Here is a 17,200-nt window from a genome sequence, read left to right as displayed (position 1 = left end):
AACGTCCAGTCTCCGGGAATGTGAAGGCTATCTCAAGGGCATGATTGCTAAAGTTGTCGAAAATGCGCAGCATTACTCTTTCTTAACTTCTGGGACTGGTGAGGGATTTACCATGGCAAAATGTTTTAACCGGCTACTGCTCAGCGCGCTGATCGGGGGGGTATTACTGGGCAGCGCAACGTCGACGACTCACGCGGCGGAAACGACAGCCGCAGCAGCCACGCAGCAATCACTCGCGGTTATCGATCTCTCCGAACTGCAGCTCGACGGTGCTGCTGCCTTGGTGCTGACCTTTAATACCCCGCTCGATAGCAAACAGGATTTTGCTTCGCGCGTGCAAATTACTGACGATAAAAGTGGCAAGGTCGACGGCGGCTGGGAGCTGGCGCAAAACGGTAAAGCGTTGCGTTTTCGTCATCCGGAACCGTCGCGCAAATTGACGATTAACGTCGATGCCGGTCTTAAAGCCGCCGATGGCACGACCTTATCCACGCCTTTTAGCCAAACGCTGACCACGCGTGATATCCAGCCGATGGTCGGCTTTGCCAGTCGCGGCTCGCTGCTGCCGCTACGTCTGACGCAGGGCTTACCGCTGCTGGCGCTGAATGTAAACAGTGTCGACGTCGATTTCTTCCGGGTAAAAAGTGCCACACTGGCCGATTTTCTGGCTCAGTGGAACTACGGCAACAATATGTCGTACTGGGAATCCCGCGATCTGCTGAAAAATGCCGATCTGGTTTACAGCGGACGTTTTGATCTCAATCCGGCGCGCAACACGCGCGAAAAAATGCAGTTGCCGCTCGGCGATGTGGATGCCCTGAAACAATCTGGCGTCTATCTGGCGGTGATGAAACAGGCCGGGACTTATAACTACACACAGCCAGCAACGCTGTTTACCCTAAGCGACATCGGTCTGTCGCTGCACCAATTCCCTGAACAGCTGGAGCTGTTCGCTCAAAGCCTGGCCAGCGGCGCACCGCTGGATGACGTCAGCGTGCAGCTGCTGGATGAAAAGGGCAAACAGCTGGCCAGTGGCGCCAGCGACAGTAACGGTCATCTGCGCTTACCCGCGCATGCCAAAGGCAAGTTGCTGCTGGCGACACAAAAAGGGCAAACCTCGCTGATCGATCTCACTCGCCCGGCGCTCGATCTGGCTGAGTTTCCGATTGATGGTCCGCAAGGTTACGACAAACAGTTCTTCGTCTTTGGTCCGCGCGATCTCTATCGTCCCGGCGAAACGGTGATCGTCAACGCGCTGCTGCGTGATGCCGATGGTAAACCGCTGCCGCCGCAGCCAGTAAAAGCCGAAGTGGTGCAGCCGAACGGTGAAGTGGCGCAAACCTTCGTCTGGCAGCCGGTAAATGGCGTCTATCAACAACGCTTCCCGCTGCCGGCCTCTGCCATGACCGGAGAGTGGACGCTGCGCATTAACAGTGGCGACAACCAGCCGCGCAGCTGGCCGTTCCACGTGGAGGATTTTTTGCCGGAACGTATGGCGCTGGCGCTGAGCAACAGCGCACAGCCGGTGGCGCCGGATGCCGCGGTGCAATTTGATGTGGAAGGGCGCTATTTGTACGGCGCACCTGCCGCAGGTAATGAGCTACAAGGGCAGCTGTTCCTGCGCCCCGCGCGTGAAGCGGTTACGGCGCTGCCGGGTTATCAGTTCGGTGACATCACCGAAGAACTGAAACGCACGCTGGACGATGTCGATGAGAAGCTGGATGAGAGCGGTAAGTTGCAGCTCAGCGTGGAGAGCAGCTGGAAAGAGAGCCATTCGCCGCTCAATCTGATTCTGCAAGCCAGCCTGCTGGAAACCGGTGGACGTCCGGTAACGCGTCGTGCTACTCAGGCGATCTGGCCCGCACCGGCGCTGCCGGGCATTCGTCCGCTGTTTAACAGTGAATCGGTGTATGACTACCGCACCGATCGTTATCACGATGAGCCAACCGTCGCGGAAAACAGCCTTGCTGAATTCGACGTGGTATACGCCAACCCGCAGGGTGAAAAATTGGCGGCGCAGGATCTGGATGTTCGCCTGATCCACGAGCGCCGCGACTATTACTGGAGCTTCTCTGACAGCGAAGGCTGGCAGTCGCGCTACGATCAAAAAGATCTGCAGGAAGAGCAACAGCACATCACTATTGCTGCCGGTGGCAGCCAGAAAGTGAGTTTCCCGGTGGAGTGGGGCACCTATCGACTGGAAGTGCATGCGGGTGACAACATCGTCAGCAGCGTACGATTCCAGGCGGGATATGGGTGGCAGGACAACACCAATGGCACCGGCGCGCTGCGCCCAGATCAGGTGAAGCTGAAAATTGATAAAACCGCTTATCAACCGGGCGACACTGCACATGTGCAGGTAGAGTCGCCCGCAGCGGGCAAAGGCTACCTGATGGTGGAATCCAGCAGCGGCACGCTGTGGTGGCAGACGCTGGATGTTCCGGCAGGTGGCGCAACCATTGATGTGCCAATTAGCGACAGCTGGAAGCGACACGATCTCTATCTCAGCGCTATCGTGGTGCGCGACGGCGACAAGGCCAGCGGCGTCACGCCGAAACGCGCGGTGGGCTTGCTGCATCTGCCGATGGCGACCGAAGCACGTCGACTCACGTTGACGCTCGACGCACCCGATAAAATCCGCCCAGAACAGACCCTGAAAGTGAAGGTGAAAGCCAGCCGCGAATGCGGCGAGTTGCCGAAGCGGGTTCAGGTATTGCTGTCGGCGGTAGACAGCGGCGTACTTAGCATCACTGACTACTCAACACCGAATCCGTGGGAGGCGTTTTTCGGTCGCAAGCGCTATAACGCCGATCAATACGATGTGTTTGGTCAATTAATTGAAGGCGGCGGCAAGCTGGCCGCGCTGCGCTTTGGCGGTGACGGCGACGATGCGGATGCCCTGTCGCGCGGCGGTAAAAAGCCGGTCACCGATGTGCAGATCGTGGCACAACAGCTGCAGCCAGTGACGCTGGATGCCAATGGCGAAGGCACGCTGGAGCTGCCAATCCCTGCTTTTAATGGTGAACTGCGTTTGATGGCGCAGGTTTGGAGCGACGACAGCTTCGGATCGGCCGAGCGCAAGCTGGTGGTTGCTGCACCGCTTATTAGCGAACTGGCGACACCGCGTTTCCTTGCTAGCGGCGATCAAGCTACGCTGGCGCTGGATCTCACTAACCTCACCGATCGCGCCCAGACGCTGAAAATCCGTGTTACTGCCAGCGGTCAGCTCGCCTTGAATGGCCAAATCCCGGCCAGCGTGCAATTAGCGAAGGGCGCGCGTAGCACCTTATCCATTCCGGTGAAAGCGCAGGGAGGTTTTGGTGACGGCGCTGTGCAGGTGAATGTCTCCGGCATGAGTTTGCCGGGCGAAACCCTGGCGCCGAGCGAGCGAAAATGGAAAATTGGCGTGCGTCCGGCTTATCCGGCACAAACGCTGAGCTTCGATAACGTGATGCAAACCGGCCAAAACTGGCAGGTGTTGGCGAGTGCCTTTAATGGTTTGCAGCAGGATACGCTGAGCGGACAGCTGTCGCTCAGTAACCGTCCGCCGCTGAACATCGCCAGCTTTATCAGCTCGCTCTACGCCTACCCATACGGCTGCCTTGAGCAGACCGCCAGCGGCATTTGGCCATCGGTGTTCACCAACCATGCGCAGTTGACGGCGATGGGCATCAAAACCAGCAGTGATGAGGTGCGCCGTGCGTCAATTGATACCGGCATTGCGCGTCTTGCCGGCATGCAGCGCGGCAACGGGAGCTTTGGCCTGTGGAGCAAAGAGAGTCAGGAAGAGTTTTGGCTGACCGCTTACGTCACCGATTTCTTGCTGCGCGCCAGCGAAGCGGGTTATAGCGTGCCGGATGGCGTGATTACCCGCTCTGACGAACGTCTGCTGCGCTATCTACAGGACCCTGCGCAGATCGAAACCAGCTGGAGCAGCGATGCCGATGGTTTACGTTTCAGCGTGCAGGCCTATGCCGGATTAGTACTGGCGCGCCAGCAGCAGGCACCGCTTGGTGCCCTGCGTGCACTGTATGAAAAACGCGAGCAGGCCAAATCGGGCCTGGCGATGGTGCAACTTGGCGTAGCGCTGAAGCTGATGGGCGATCAGCAGCGTGCACAGTTGGCGCTGGCGCAGGGGATTGGTCTGGAACGTAAGTCCAACAGCTGGCTCGGCGATTACGGCAGTCCGGTGCGCGACCGCGCGCTGATTCTGTCGCTGTTAAGCGAAAACCAACTGCTGCCGGATATGCAAGGTCCGCTGCTGATCGATCTGGCGAAAGCGGTACATGGCCAGCGCTGGTTCTCCACCCAGGAAAACAACGCGTTGTTCCTCGCCGCCCGCACCTTGCAGCAGCACAAAGGCGAAAGCTGGCAGGCGACACTGCAGGGTAAAGCGGAACCGCTGAGCAGTAATCAGCCGCTTAACATTGGCATGACGGAAGATCAGCTGCGACAAGGCGTTTCGGTGAAAAGCGACAATGCGTCGCCGCTCTACGGCACGCTAAATGTGGTGGGCTATCCCCGCACCGCACCGTCGCCTATCAGCAACGTGCTGAAGATCGGTCGTGAATATTTCACGCTGGACGGTAAGCCTGCAGATCTCGCCAATCTGAAAAGTGGCGAGTTGCTGGTGGTACGGCTGAAAGTCGAAGCCAGCGAGCGCGTGAGTGATGCGCTAGTGGTGGACTTGCTGCCTGCTGGCCTTGAGCTGGAGAACCAGAACCTCAGCGACAGCAGCGCCAGTTTAGGCGACAGTGCCGATGCGTTGAAAGAGAGCATGATGGATATGCAGCAGGCCAATATTAAACATATCGAATTCCGGGACGATCGTTTTGTTGCCGCGCTGGCGCTCGACGGCTACACGCCGGGCACGTTGCTGTATCTGGCGCGGGCGGTTACGCCGGGCAGCTATCACCTGCCACCACCGCAGGTGGAATCGATGTATGTACCTGAGTGGCGTGCGATTGGTAGCACGCCAGAAAAAATCAACGTGCGTTAAGTATTGATGCCGATAAGAAACCGACTAAAGCGGTGGCGCTGGCTACCGCTTTTTTTACTGGCATCGCTGGCCGCGCTGTGGCTGCTGGATCGACTGACACCTTTACCGCTGCATGAGGTACAACCGGCGCGCGTGGTGGTGGCCGAAGATGGCACGCCGCTGTGGCGCTTTGCTGATAGACAAGGCGTGTGGCGCTATCCGGTGTCGCTGGACGAAGTGTCGCCAGCCTACATCGACGCGCTGCTAACCTATGAAGATAGCTGGTTCTGGCATCATCCCGGTATTAATCCAATGGCGATTGTGCGCGCTATCGGGCAGAACGTGCTGCATCACGGCGTGGTTTCCGGCGGCAGTACGCTGACCATGCAGGTGGCACGGCTTATCGATCCCCAACCGCGCACCTTACGTGGCAAAGTGGTACAAACGTGGCGTGCGCTACAGCTGGAATATCATCTCTCCAAACGAGACATCCTGACGTTGTACCTCAATCGCGCTCCGTTTGGTGGCACGGTTGAGGGCGTGGGTGCGGCGAGCTGGATCTGGCTGGGCAAGCCGCCGTCACAGCTCACTAAAGGCGAGGCGGCACTGTTGGCTGTGCTGCCTCAGGCGCCGAGCCGCTTGCGTCCGGATCGCTGGCCGCAACGCGCCGAAGCGGCGCGTAATAAGGTGCTGGATCGTCTGGCGGAATATGGCGTTTGGTCGCCGCAGGATGTCGCCGATATTAAACAGGAAGCCGTTTGGCTGCCGCCGCGCCAAATGCCACAACGTGCGCCGCTGCTCGCCCGGCGCTTATTGACGTTGTCACCCGACAACAAAATCACCTCCACAATTGATCTGTCGCTCCAGCGCGAACTGGAGAATCTGGCGTCGTCGCTAAAAAGCAACTTACCTGCTCGCACTTCGCTGGCGCTGCTGGTGGTGGATCACCAAAGTATGAAGGTGCGCGGCTATGTAGGTTCGGTAGATTTCAACGACGACAGCCGCTTTGGTCATGTCGATATGATCGCCAGCGTGCGATCGCCGGGATCGGTACTAAAACCTTTCGTCTATGGTATGGCGCTGGATGAGGGGCTGATTCATGGAGAATCGTTATTACAGGATGTGCCGCGCCGCTTTGGCGACTATCGTCCCGGCAACTTTGATTCAGGCTTCCACGGCCCGGTAAGCGCCAGTGAAGCGCTGGAGCGATCGCTTAATCTGCCTGCGGTGCAGCTTTTGGCTGCTCTGGGGCCAAAAACGCTGGCGGCGCGTCTGCGTAATGTGGGATTAAATCTGCGCTTCCCGGCGGGCGCAGAACCGAATCTCTCGCTGGTGCTTGGCGGTACCGGCGCGCGGCTGGATGACATTGTCGCGGCCTATAGCGCCTTTGCCCGTCACGGTAACGCGGCGCAACTGCGCTGGCTGTCGACACAGCCGTTACAGGAAAGGCCGTTGTTGTCGCCAGGTGCCGCATGGATTGTGCGGCGTATTCTGGCAGGCGCTGCGCAACCCCCCGCCAGCGGCGCGGTGTCGGATGTTGCCCCACTGGCGTGGAAAACCGGCACCAGCTACGGCTATCGCGATGCGTGGACGATTGGTATCACTCCGCGCTATCTGATTGGCGTGTGGGTGGGACGGCCAGATGCGACGCCGGTGGCTGGCCAATTTGGCTTTGCCTCAGCGGTGCCGGTGATGAATCAGGTGAATAATCTGCTGGCGGGACATATGCCGGTGAACGGTGCCGTGCGCGATCCGCGTCCGCCATCGGTCAGCGCCATGAGCATCTGCTGGCCAGGCGGCCAGCCGTTGCCATTGGGCGATGAGAATTGCCGTCAGCGCCGTCAGAGTTGGGTGTTGAATCAAACCGTGCCGCCAACGCTGCTCGCGCCGGGGCAGGAGAGCGTTAATGGCTTGCGACAGCAATACTGGCAGAATAGTGATGGATTGCGCGTGGCGGCCGATTGTCCTGATGCGCAGAGCCGTGAGCGGTTGATGTGGCCGCTGCCGCTTGAGCCCTGGCTAGCGCCTGCTGAACGGCGTGCACAGCGATTGCCGCCCATCGATCCCGCCTGTCCGCCACTGAAGCAGGGCAATGCGCCGCCGCTGGTGATCACCGGCGTGATCAATGGCCAGCGTGTGCAACCGCTGCCGGGCAAAGTGGTGTTGGTGATGCCGGTGGCGGTGCAGGGCGGACAAGGCGAACAGCGCTGGTGGTTTTTGAATGGACAGCCGCTTGAACAGGATGCCGGGAAAAAGAGTGCAGCACTGGTGCTGGATGAACCCGGCAGCTATCAACTGGTCGTAATGGATGAAGCGGGGCAGTTGTCCTCGCTAGCGTTTACCCGCGGTTGAGTGCAGGGATATGGCATACTTTTTGCCTGCTTGCCCCGACAAAAATCAATTATTTTCAATAATTCCACCAATCGCCAATAGGCAACGCCCGATGATGTCCCTATAATCGGCGCGTTTTCTTACCGGGAGCAGGCTCCCGGATTCTTCAGGATGCTAACTAGAGGTCAACATGGCAATCGAACGTACTTTCTCAATCGTGAAACCAAACGCCGTCGCTAAGAACGTGATTGGTGCAATCTATAACCGTTTTGAAAGCGCGGGCTTCAAAATCGTTGGCGCAAAAATGCTGCACCTGACCAAAGAGCAGGCTGAAGGCTTCTACGCTGAGCACAAAGGTCGTCCATTCTTTGATGGTCTGGTTGAATTCATGACTTCTGGTCCAGTTGTGGTTTCTGTACTGGAAGGCGAAAACGCCGTTCAGCGTCACCGCGATCTGATGGGTGCAACTAACCCAGACAACGCGCTGGCAGGTACTCTGCGTGCTGACTACGCGGACAGCTTCACCGAGAACGCGACCCACGGTTCTGACTCAGCTGAATCTGCAGCACGCGAAATCGCGTACTTCTTCGCAGAAAACGAAGTCTGCCCACGCACTCGCTAAGTACATTGAGGGCCAGGCGGACACACGTCTTTACAGCTGTTCAACATCTGTGAAACGGTTCCCCTGGCATCATGCAGCAGATGTAGTACAATTATGCGCCCTTGTTGAGTCTGACTCAGCAAGGGCGCTGTTTTTTCCTACTATTAACCAGAGCCGTAACGTGTAACAACGAGGCCAGAGAACATTATGTCCGAACAGATTGTGACGCCGTCGTCCGCTTCCCCCGTGGTTGTTTCCCCAAAAAACGAAAAAATTAACCTGCTGGATCTTAACCGTCAGCAGATGCGCGAATTCTTTCTCGAAATGGGCGAAAAGCCGTTCCGTGCCGATCAGGTCATGAAGTGGATGTACCACTATTGCTGCGATGATTTCGAGCAGATGACCGACATCAATAAAGTGCTGCGCGGCAAACTGATGCAGCGCGCTGAAATCCGTGCGCCGGAAGTGGCGGAAGAGATGCGTTCCACCGATGGCACCATTAAATGGGCGATTCGCGTCGGCGATCAGCTGGTGGAAACTGTCTACATTCCGGAGGCGGATCGCGCAACGCTGTGCGTCTCTTCGCAGGTAGGCTGTGCGCTGGAGTGCAAATTCTGTTCGACGGCGCAGCAGGGCTTTAACCGCAACCTGCGCGTGTCTGAAATTATTGGCCAGGTATGGCGTGCCGCTAAAATCATCGGCGCGGCGAAAATCACCGGTCAACGTCCTATCACCAACGTGGTGATGATGGGCATGGGCGAACCGCTGCTCAACCTGAACAACGTGGTACCGGCGATGGATATTATGCTGGATGACTTCGGTTTTGGTCTGTCAAAACGTCGCGTTACGCTGTCAACGTCAGGCGTGGTGCCGGCGCTGGATAAGCTGGGCGATATGATCGACGTAGCGCTGGCGATTTCGCTGCACGCGCCAAACGATGCCATTCGTGACGAAATCGTGCCGATCAACAAAAAGTACAACATCGAAACGTTCCTCGCGGCGGTTAAACGCTATATCGGCAAGTCCAACGCGAATCAGGGCCGTGTGACCATTGAGTATGTGATGTTGGATCATGTCAATGACAGCACCGATAACGCACATGAGCTGGCGGCACTGCTGAAAGAGACACCGTGCAAAATTAACCTGATCCCTTGGAACCCGTTCCCGGGCGCGCCGTATGGCCGTAGCTCCAACAGCCGTATTGATCGCTTCTCTAAAGTACTGATGGATTACGGTTTCACCACTATCGTGCGTAAAACGCGCGGTGATGACATTGACGCCGCATGTGGTCAGTTAGCGGGCGATGTGATTGACCGTACCAAGCGTACGCTGCGTAAGAAAATGGCGGGTGAAGCCATCTCTGTGAAGGCGCTCTGAAAGCCAGCGCCTGGTGATATTCACCGGGCGTAACTCATGTCAGTCTCTCCGCACATTTTTTAGGGAGAAACTGATATGCGTAAAGGAATACCTGCGGCGATTCTGGCCAGCTTAGTTGTAACCGGTTGTGTCAATCACCCCGCCCGACAGAGCGCAGCGGATATCCGCTTGCAGCTGGGATTGCACTATCTTGCAGTCAAGGATTTTGCCGCCGCACAGCGCAATTTGTTGCGTGCGCAGCAGGCGGCACCGGATGATTATCGGGTGCCGTTAGCTCTTGCCCGCGTGGCGCAGGCGCAACAGAATAGCGCGCAAACACGCTGGCACTATCAACGCGCTCAGCAGTTAGCACCGCTGAATGGTTATGTCGCTAACAATTACGGTGCGTTTCTCTGCGGTTTAAGGCAGTATGACGAAGCGCATCAACAGTTTAAGCTGGCAATTGAGGCGCAGGAAATCGATGCCCGTCAGGATGCATTTCTGTTTTCGGGCTATTGTTACCTGCAGGCTGATGAGAGTGCCGCAGCGCGCGAGCAATTAGGTTACGCGCTGGATGCCGCACCGGAGCAGGGCAATCAACTGCTAAGGGAAGTGGAAAGGCGGCTTGAACAGCAGGAACAGCAATCCGTTCCGCTGCTTTTAGAAGTGTACCATCAGCGTTTGCCCGCAACGGCAGAGAGCCTATGGTTACAGATACGTTTCGCCGCGCAACAGGGAAACGCTGCTGACGTTACACGTTATGGCGACCGGTTGGCGCGAAGTTTTCCACAATCGATACAGTACCAGCGTTATTTAGCTAATGAATACTGAAGCCACTCAAGATAATTCTGCAGTACATTCCACAGGTGAACGCCTGCGTCTGGCCCGTGAGCAGATGGGGCTGACCCAGCAAAACGTCGCTGAGCGCCTGTGCCTGAAAGTTTCTACCGTACGTGATATTGAAGAGGACAAATCACCTGCTGATTTAGCTTCGACATTCCTGCGCGGTTACATTCGTTCTTATGCCCGTTTGGTGCATGTGCCGGAAGATGACCTGCTGCCGATGATGGCAAAACAGGCTCCGGTGCGCGCGGCCAAAATCGAGCCAATGCAGAGCTTTTCATTGGGTAAGCGTCGTAAAAAACGCGATGGCTGGCTGATGATTTTCACCTGGTTGGTGATCTTTGTTGTCGTCGGTTTGACCGGTGCCTGGTGGTGGCAAAATCATAAGGCATCACAGGCTGATCTGGTGTCGATGGCCGATCAAAACGGCAGCGGCGATAATAGCCAGTCTATTCCGCTGGGTGACAACAGCACCGACAGCAATGCTGATGCGGATACGAATGCAGCCGGTACGCCGGTTGATAACGGTGCGGGTGCGGTTGCGACGCCAGAGAGCAGCAACACCGCGAGCAGCGCACCTGCTGCAAGCACGACTGCGCAAACCAACGGCAGCGAGAATGCCGTGGTTTCGCCTAGCCAGGCACCGATTGACACCACGCCGCCAGCGGCCACGTCTCCGGCACCGGCTAATAGCGTTCCGGCCGGCCAAATGCCTACCGCAAACGCAGCGGTCAGCCAACCGGCTGGCGATCCGAATGCCATCGTGATGAACTTCAAAGCCGACTGCTGGCTGGAAGTGAGCGATGCCACCGGCAAGAAGTTGTTCAGTGGTTTGCAACGTAGCGGCGGCAAGCTGAGTTTGTCCGGCACGGCTCCGTATCGTCTGAAAATTGGCGCTCCGAGTGCGGTTGACGTGCAATATCAGAATCAGCCCGTTGATTTAAGTCGTTTTATCCGTAATAACCAGGTTGCCCGTCTGACGCTGGGTGCGCAATAACGCGCAGCGCGCTTTCCGGGTAATTGTGGAGAGAGAATATGCATAACGAAGCACCCATTATCCGTCGCAAATCAACACGGATTTACGTCGGCAAGGTGCCAGTTGGCGATGGTGCGCCCATCGCCGTTCAGTCAATGACCAACACCCGCACCACTGACGTGGACGCAACCGTTAACCAGATTCGCCAGCTTGAGCGCGTCGGGGTTGATATTGTCCGCGTTTCCGTTCCGACCATGGATGCGGCTGAAGCCTTCAAACTGATTAAGCAACAGGTCAACGTGCCGCTGGTGGCGGACATTCACTTTGACTATCGCATCGCACTGAAAGTCGCCGAATATGGCGTGGATTGTCTGCGTATCAATCCCGGTAACATCGGCAATAATGAGCGTATCCGCCAGGTGGTGGATTGTGCGCGTCATTACAATATCCCGATCCGCATCGGCGTGAATGCCGGTTCGCTGGAAAAAGATCTGCAGGAAAAATACGGTGAGCCAACGCCGCAGGCGCTGCTCGAATCCGCGATGCGTCATGTGGATCATCTCGATCGTCTTAACTTTGATCAGTTCAAAGTGAGCGTCAAAGCCTCTGACGTCTTCCTCGCCGTTGAATCTTATCGTCTGCTGGCGAAAGCTATCGATCAGCCGCTGCATCTCGGCATCACCGAAGCGGGTGGCGCACGTGCGGGTTCAGTGAAATCTGCCATCGGCTTGGGCCTGCTGCTGGCCGAAGGCATTGGCGATACGCTGCGCATTTCACTGGCGGCCGATCCGGTTGAAGAAGTGAAAGTGGGCTATGACATCCTCAAATCCCTGCGCATCCGTTCGCGTGGCATCAATTTTATTGCCTGCCCGACCTGCTCGCGTCAGGAGTTTGATGTCATCGGCACCGTCAATGCGCTGGAAGAGCGCCTTGAAGACATCATCACGCCCATGGATATTTCGATTATCGGCTGCGTGGTGAATGGTCCGGGTGAAGCCACGGTTTCTACCCTCGGTGTGACCGGTGGCGCTAAGAAAAGCGGCTTCTATGAAGATGGCGTGCGTCAGCGCGATCGTCTCGATAACAACGACATGATCGATCAGCTGGAAGCGCGTATTCGCGCCAAGGCCACCATGCTGGATGAAAGCCGTCGCATCAACGTGCAGCAGCTTGAAAAATAATCAAGGTGCGCGCAGGCCGCGTACCAGTTTGTGATTGAACCTGTGCGGTTTCATCCTCATAAGGTATGATGCCGCTCAGGTTTTTTTGTCTTAAAGAGATTCTAACGTGGCGAAGAATATTCAAGCGATTCGCGGAATGAACGATTACCTGCCAGCGGATACCGCAATTTGGCAGCGTATTGAAGGCACTCTGAAGCAGGTTCTGGCCAGCTATGGTTTCAGTGAAATCCGTCTGCCGATCGTTGAGCACACCCCGCTGTTCAGCCGTGCGATTGGTGAAGTCACCGACGTGGTTGAGAAAGAGATGTACACCTTTGAAGACCGCAATGGCGAAAGCCTGACGTTGCGTCCGGAGGGCACCGCGGGTTGCGTGCGCGCCGGAATCGAACACGGTCTGTTGTACAACCAGGAGCAGCGTCTGTGGTACGTTGGCCCCATGTTCCGCTACGAGCGTCCGCAGAAAGGTCGCTATCGTCAGTTCCATCAGATTGGTGCGGAAGTTTTTGGCCTGCAGGGTCCGGATATTGATGCCGAATTGATCATGATGACTGCGCGCTGGTGGAAAGCGCTGGGCATCGCCGATCACGTTGAGCTGGAACTGAACTCTATCGGTTCACTGGAAGCGCGCGCCGACTACCGTAACGCGCTGGTGGCGTTCCTTGAGCAGCATAAAGAAGCGCTGGACGAAGATTGTAAGCGCCGCATGTATACCAATCCGCTGCGCGTACTCGACAGCAAAAATCCTGAAATTCAGACACTGCTGAACGATGCGCCGACGCTGGGTGAATTCCTTGATGAAGACTCGCGCGCGCACTTCAGCGGCCTGTGCGCGCTGCTGGACGATGCGGGTATCAAATATCGCGTGAATCAGCGTCTGGTGCGCGGCCTCGATTATTACAACCGCACCGTTTTTGAGTGGGTTACCAGCAGCCTCGGCTCGCAGGGTACCGTATGTGCCGGTGGACGTTATGATGGCCTGGTCGAACAGCTGGGTGGTCGCGCTACGCCAGCCGTCGGTTTTGCTATGGGCCTGGAGCGTTTGGTGTTGCTGGTGCAAGCGGTTAATCCAGAATTTGAACCGACGCGCATTGTTGATGTCTATGTTATCGCTTCGGGGCAGGGCGTTCAGTCTGCCGCGATGCAACTGGCGGAAAAACTGCGTGATGCTGATCCCGCACTGAAGCTGATGACCAACTTCGGTGGCGGTAACTTCAAGAAGCAGTTTGCCCGTGCAGACAAGTGGGGCGCACGCATTGCGCTGGTGCTGGGCGAAGATGAAGTGAACGCGGGTCAGGTCGTGGTTAAAGACTTGCGTACCGGCGCTCAACAGACGCTGGCTCAGAGCGACGCCACTGCGACGTTGCGCACGCTGCTGCAGTAAGCGCAGCACTGCAACAGCCATATCAAAGAGAGGGATTGCGTGGAAGTTTACAGCAACGAAAACGAACAAGTTGACGCGCTGCGTCAGTTCTTCACCAACAATGGTAAATTTCTGGCCGTTGGCGTAATCATCGGTATCGCTGCGCTGGGTGGCTGGCGTTTCTGGGCCAGCCATCAGGAAGGAACCGATAAAGCGGCATCCGCTGAGTATCAGCAACTGACCAGCGCCATGCAGGCCGATAAGCCTGATACGCTGGAAGCAGTGGCCACTTTCGCTAGCGAAAACAACAACACCTACGGCGCATTGGCGTCGCTGGATCTGGCTAAGCAATATGTTGAAGCTAATCAGCTGGATAAAGCTATCGCTCTGCTTCAGAGCGGACTAAAAGATACCAAAGATGCCAACCTGCAGGCAGTAATTAACCTGCGTCTGGCACGCATTCAGTTGCAGCAAAGTCAGGCCGATGCCGCACTTTCTACCCTTAACAATGTTAAAGGTGATGGCTGGACAGCCATTGTGGCGGATATTCGCGGAGAAGCACTGCTGAGCAAAGGCGATAAGCAGGGCGCACGTGATGCCTGGAGCAAAGGTGCCGAATCGCAGGCCTCTCCTGCGCTGAAGCAAATGCTGCAGATGAAGATGAATAACTTAAGTTAAGCCAGTCAAGAGAGCGCACATGGAATTACGTAAATACCTGCTGCCAGGGCTGATTTCAGTCACTCTGCTCAGCGGTTGCTCGCTGTTCAGCGGCGAAGAAGATGTAGTGAAAATGGCCCCGCTGCCAAAAGTGGAAAACCAGTTTACGCCGCAGACCGCGTGGAGCACCTCTGTCGGGGACGGCGTGGGTGATTTCTATTCCAACCTGCATCCAGCCTGGCTGGACGGTACCGTGTATGCTGCGGATCGTTTTGGCGTGGTTAAAGCGCTAGATGCCAGCAATGGCAAAGAGAAATGGAAAGTCGATCTCTCTGAGAAAACCGGCTTCTTCTCGAAAAATATCTCCGCACTGCTGTCTGGTGGCGTAACGGCCAGCGGCGATCGCATTTACATCGGTAGCGAGCGTGGTCAGGTATTTGCGCTGAACACCAGCGATGGTGGCATTGCCTGGCAGACTAAAGTCGCCGGTGAAGCGCTGTCGCGTCCGGTTGTCAGCGATGGTTTGATTCTGGTGCACACCAGCAACGGTATGTTGCAGGGACTTGACCAGAGCACTGGCGCGATTAAGTGGAGCGTCAATCTTGATATGCCTGCGCTATCACTGCGCGGCGAATCAGCGCCAACTGTTGCCTTTGGTGGTGCCATCGTCGGCGGTGACAATGGTCGTGTTAGCGCGGTTATCATCAATCAAGGCCAACTGATCTGGCAGCAGCGTATTTCGCAGCCAAGCGGCGCGACTGAAATCGATCGTCTGAGCGATGTGGATACCACGCCAGTGGTCGTAAACGGTGTGGTCTATGCGCTGGCCTATAATGGCAATCTTACCGCACTGGATCTGCGTTCTGGCCAGGTGCTGTGGAAACGTGAGATTGGTGGCGTCAAAGACATGGTGGTGGATGCCGGTCGTATCTATCTGGTCGATCAGGATGACCGTGTGATTGCGCTGAATGCTGACGGTGGCGTGGCCATCTGGCGTCAAAGCGATCTGCTGCACCGCAATCTGACTTCACCCGTGCTGTTCAACGGTTATCTGGTGGTAGGCGATAGCGAAGGTTATCTGCACTGGATTAATACGCTTGATGGCCGCTTCGTGGCGCAGCAGAAACTGGATAGCGATGGCTTCCAGACTGAACCGGTTGTTGCCGGTGATAAGCTGCTGATCCAGGCGAAAGGCGGAGAAGTTTACGCCATCTCGCGTTAAGTCATTGGCTCTGCGGAAATCCATTTTCCGCTCGCTTACACGGCTCCTGATTCGTCAGGGGCCGTTTCGTTTTTGGTCAGGCATGGTATTCTGTGCGCCTTCTGCCTGACGCCTGGCGTCAAATGTCGTTATAATCACGCCATTCGAGCGAACTATTTTCAAAACTGAGGCAAGTGTTATGGTACCTGTGGTCGCGCTGGTTGGGCGTCCCAATGTGGGAAAATCTACGCTATTTAACCGTTTAACACGCACGCGTGATGCGCTGGTGGCGGATTTTCCTGGACTGACTCGCGATCGCAAATATGGTCGCGCCGAAGTGGAAGGGCGCGAATTCATTGTTATTGATACCGGCGGTATTGATGGCACCGAAGAAGGCGTAGAAAACCGCATGGCGGAGCAGTCGCTGCTGGCGATTGAAGAAGCCGATGTGGTGCTGTTTATGGTCGATGCGCGCGCGGGCGTGATGCCGGCGGATCAGCAAATCGCTAATCATCTGCGTGCACGTGAGAAAGCCACCTTTGTTGTCGCTAACAAAACGGATGGCATCGACCCGGAAGCGGCCGTACTGGATTTCTATGCGCTGGGCTTAGGTGAAATTCACCCGATTGCTGCTTCGCATGGCCGCGGCGTTAACAGCTTGCTGGAAACCGCATTGCTGCCGTGGATGGACGAAATCGTTCCAGAAGCGGAACTCACGGAAGAAGAAGAGAATGCCGCCTATTGGGCCGCATTAGAAGAAGAGGGCGAGAAGGCGCTGGAGGAAGAGGAAGAAGAAGATTTCGACCCAACCACACTGCCGATCAAACTGGCTATCGTTGGCCGCCCTAATGTAGGTAAATCAACGCTTACCAACCGTATTCTTGGTGAAGATCGCGTTGTGGTCTTCGACATGCCTGGCACCACGCGCGATAGCATCTACATTCCAATGGAACGTGACGAACGCGAGTATGTTCTGATTGATACGGCGGGTGTACGCAAGCGCGGTAAAGTCACCGAAACCGTAGAAAAATTCTCCGTTATCAAAACGTTGCAAGCGATTGAAGACGCTAACGTGGTGATGCTGGTGATTGATGCGCGTGCCGGAATTTCCGATCAGGATCTGTCGCTGCTGGGCTTCATCCTCAATAGTGGGCGCTCACTGGTGATTGTGGTCAACAAGTGGGATGGCATGACTCAGGAAGCGCGAGACGAAGTCAAAGAGCAGCTAGACTTCCGTCTGGGCTTTATCGATTTTGCGCGCATCCACTTTATTTCAGCACTGCACGGCAGCGGCGTGGGTAACCTGTTCGAATCCGTGACTGAAGCCTACGACTGCTCCACCAAGCGTGTGGGCACGGCGATGTTGACGCGTATCATGACCATGGCAGCCGACGATCATCAGCCGCCACTAGTGCGAGGCCGCCGCGTGAAGCTGAAATATGCGCACGCCGGTGGTTATAACCCGCCAATCGTGGTGATCCACGGTAACCAGGTGAAAGATCTCGCGGATTCGTACAAGCGTTACCTGATGAACTACTTCCGTCGTTCACTCAACGTAATGGGTACGCCGATTCGTATTCAGTTTAAAGAAGGCGATAACCCGTATGCGGGCAAACGCAACCTGCTGACGCCAACTCAGCAGCGTAAACGTCAGCGTTTGATGTCGCATCTGAAGAAGAACAAGCGTTAAGATGAGAAGGGCCCAGGCGGGCCCTT

Annotated in this window: 11 protein-coding genes; all 11 read left to right on the top strand. The window is 56.3% G+C overall.

The genetic code is table 11. The features are described from left to right. The first annotated feature begins 112 nt into the window (after window positions 1–112). The 11 genes from WH298_RS04195 to der all read left to right on the top strand — a co-directional run bounded on the left by WH298_RS04195 (window position 113) and on the right by der (window position 17,174). A complete protein-coding gene (locus WH298_RS04195) occupies window positions 113–4,999 on the top strand; it encodes an alpha-2-macroglobulin family protein (protein WP_180822286.1) in 4,887 nt (1,628 codons plus the stop codon). 6 nt (window positions 5,000–5,005) lie between these two features. Next, window positions 5,006–7,330: a peptidoglycan glycosyltransferase PbpC gene (gene pbpC, locus WH298_RS04190; protein ID WP_180822285.1), complete on the top strand. Its 2,325-nt coding sequence runs from the start codon at window positions 5,006–5,008 to the stop codon at window positions 7,328–7,330. A 169-nt stretch (window positions 7,331–7,499) separates the two neighbouring features. After that, window positions 7,500–7,931, top strand: a complete 432-nt coding sequence (gene ndk / locus WH298_RS04185; RefSeq protein ID WP_007884899.1) for a nucleoside-diphosphate kinase — start codon at window positions 7,500–7,502, stop codon at window positions 7,929–7,931. Window positions 7,932–8,117: 186 nt separating this feature from the next. Then, window positions 8,118–9,287 carry a dual-specificity RNA methyltransferase RlmN gene (gene rlmN / locus WH298_RS04180; protein WP_007884898.1) on the top strand — a complete coding sequence of 390 codons (1,170 nt, stop codon included), beginning with the start codon at window positions 8,118–8,120 and terminating at the stop codon, window positions 9,285–9,287. 75 nt (window positions 9,288–9,362) lie between these two features. Beyond that, complete coding sequence (gene pilW, locus WH298_RS04175) at window positions 9,363–10,097, top strand: type IV pilus biogenesis/stability protein PilW (protein ID WP_007884897.1); 735 nt, start codon at window positions 9,363–9,365, stop codon at window positions 10,095–10,097. Continuing rightward, window positions 10,087–11,106, top strand: a complete 1,020-nt coding sequence (gene rodZ / locus WH298_RS04170; RefSeq protein ID WP_007884890.1) for a cytoskeleton protein RodZ — start codon at window positions 10,087–10,089, stop codon at window positions 11,104–11,106. Before pilW ends, rodZ begins: the two co-directional genes overlap by 11 nt. 38 nt (window positions 11,107–11,144) lie before the next feature. Beyond that, entirely contained in the window at window positions 11,145–12,266 is a 1,122-nt protein-coding gene (gene ispG / locus WH298_RS04165; protein ID WP_007884889.1) for a flavodoxin-dependent (E)-4-hydroxy-3-methylbut-2-enyl-diphosphate synthase, read from the top strand. Window positions 12,267–12,372: 106 nt separating this feature from the next. Beyond that, window positions 12,373–13,647 (top strand): histidine--tRNA ligase, encoded by a 1,275-nt coding sequence (hisS, locus tag WH298_RS04160; RefSeq protein ID WP_180822284.1) that lies wholly within the window; start codon window positions 12,373–12,375, stop codon window positions 13,645–13,647. A gap of 39 nt (window positions 13,648–13,686) precedes the next feature. Beyond that, entirely contained in the window at window positions 13,687–14,304 is a 618-nt protein-coding gene (locus WH298_RS04155) for a YfgM family protein (protein WP_007884886.1), read from the top strand. A 19-nt stretch (window positions 14,305–14,323) separates the two neighbouring features. Then, entirely contained in the window at window positions 14,324–15,505 is a 1,182-nt protein-coding gene (gene bamB, locus WH298_RS04150; protein WP_007884884.1) for an outer membrane protein assembly factor BamB, read from the top strand. Between the two features lie 178 nt (window positions 15,506–15,683). Continuing rightward, a complete protein-coding gene (gene der / locus WH298_RS04145; protein ID WP_007884883.1) occupies window positions 15,684–17,174 on the top strand; it encodes a ribosome biogenesis GTPase Der in 1,491 nt (496 codons plus the stop codon). Window positions 17,175–17,200 lie beyond the last annotated feature (26 nt).

The organism is Pantoea nemavictus, from assembly GCF_037479095.1.
Lineage (GTDB): Bacteria > Pseudomonadota > Gammaproteobacteria > Enterobacterales > Enterobacteriaceae > Pantoea > Pantoea nemavictus.
This window is presented reverse-complemented; position numbering and strand designations above follow the sequence as displayed.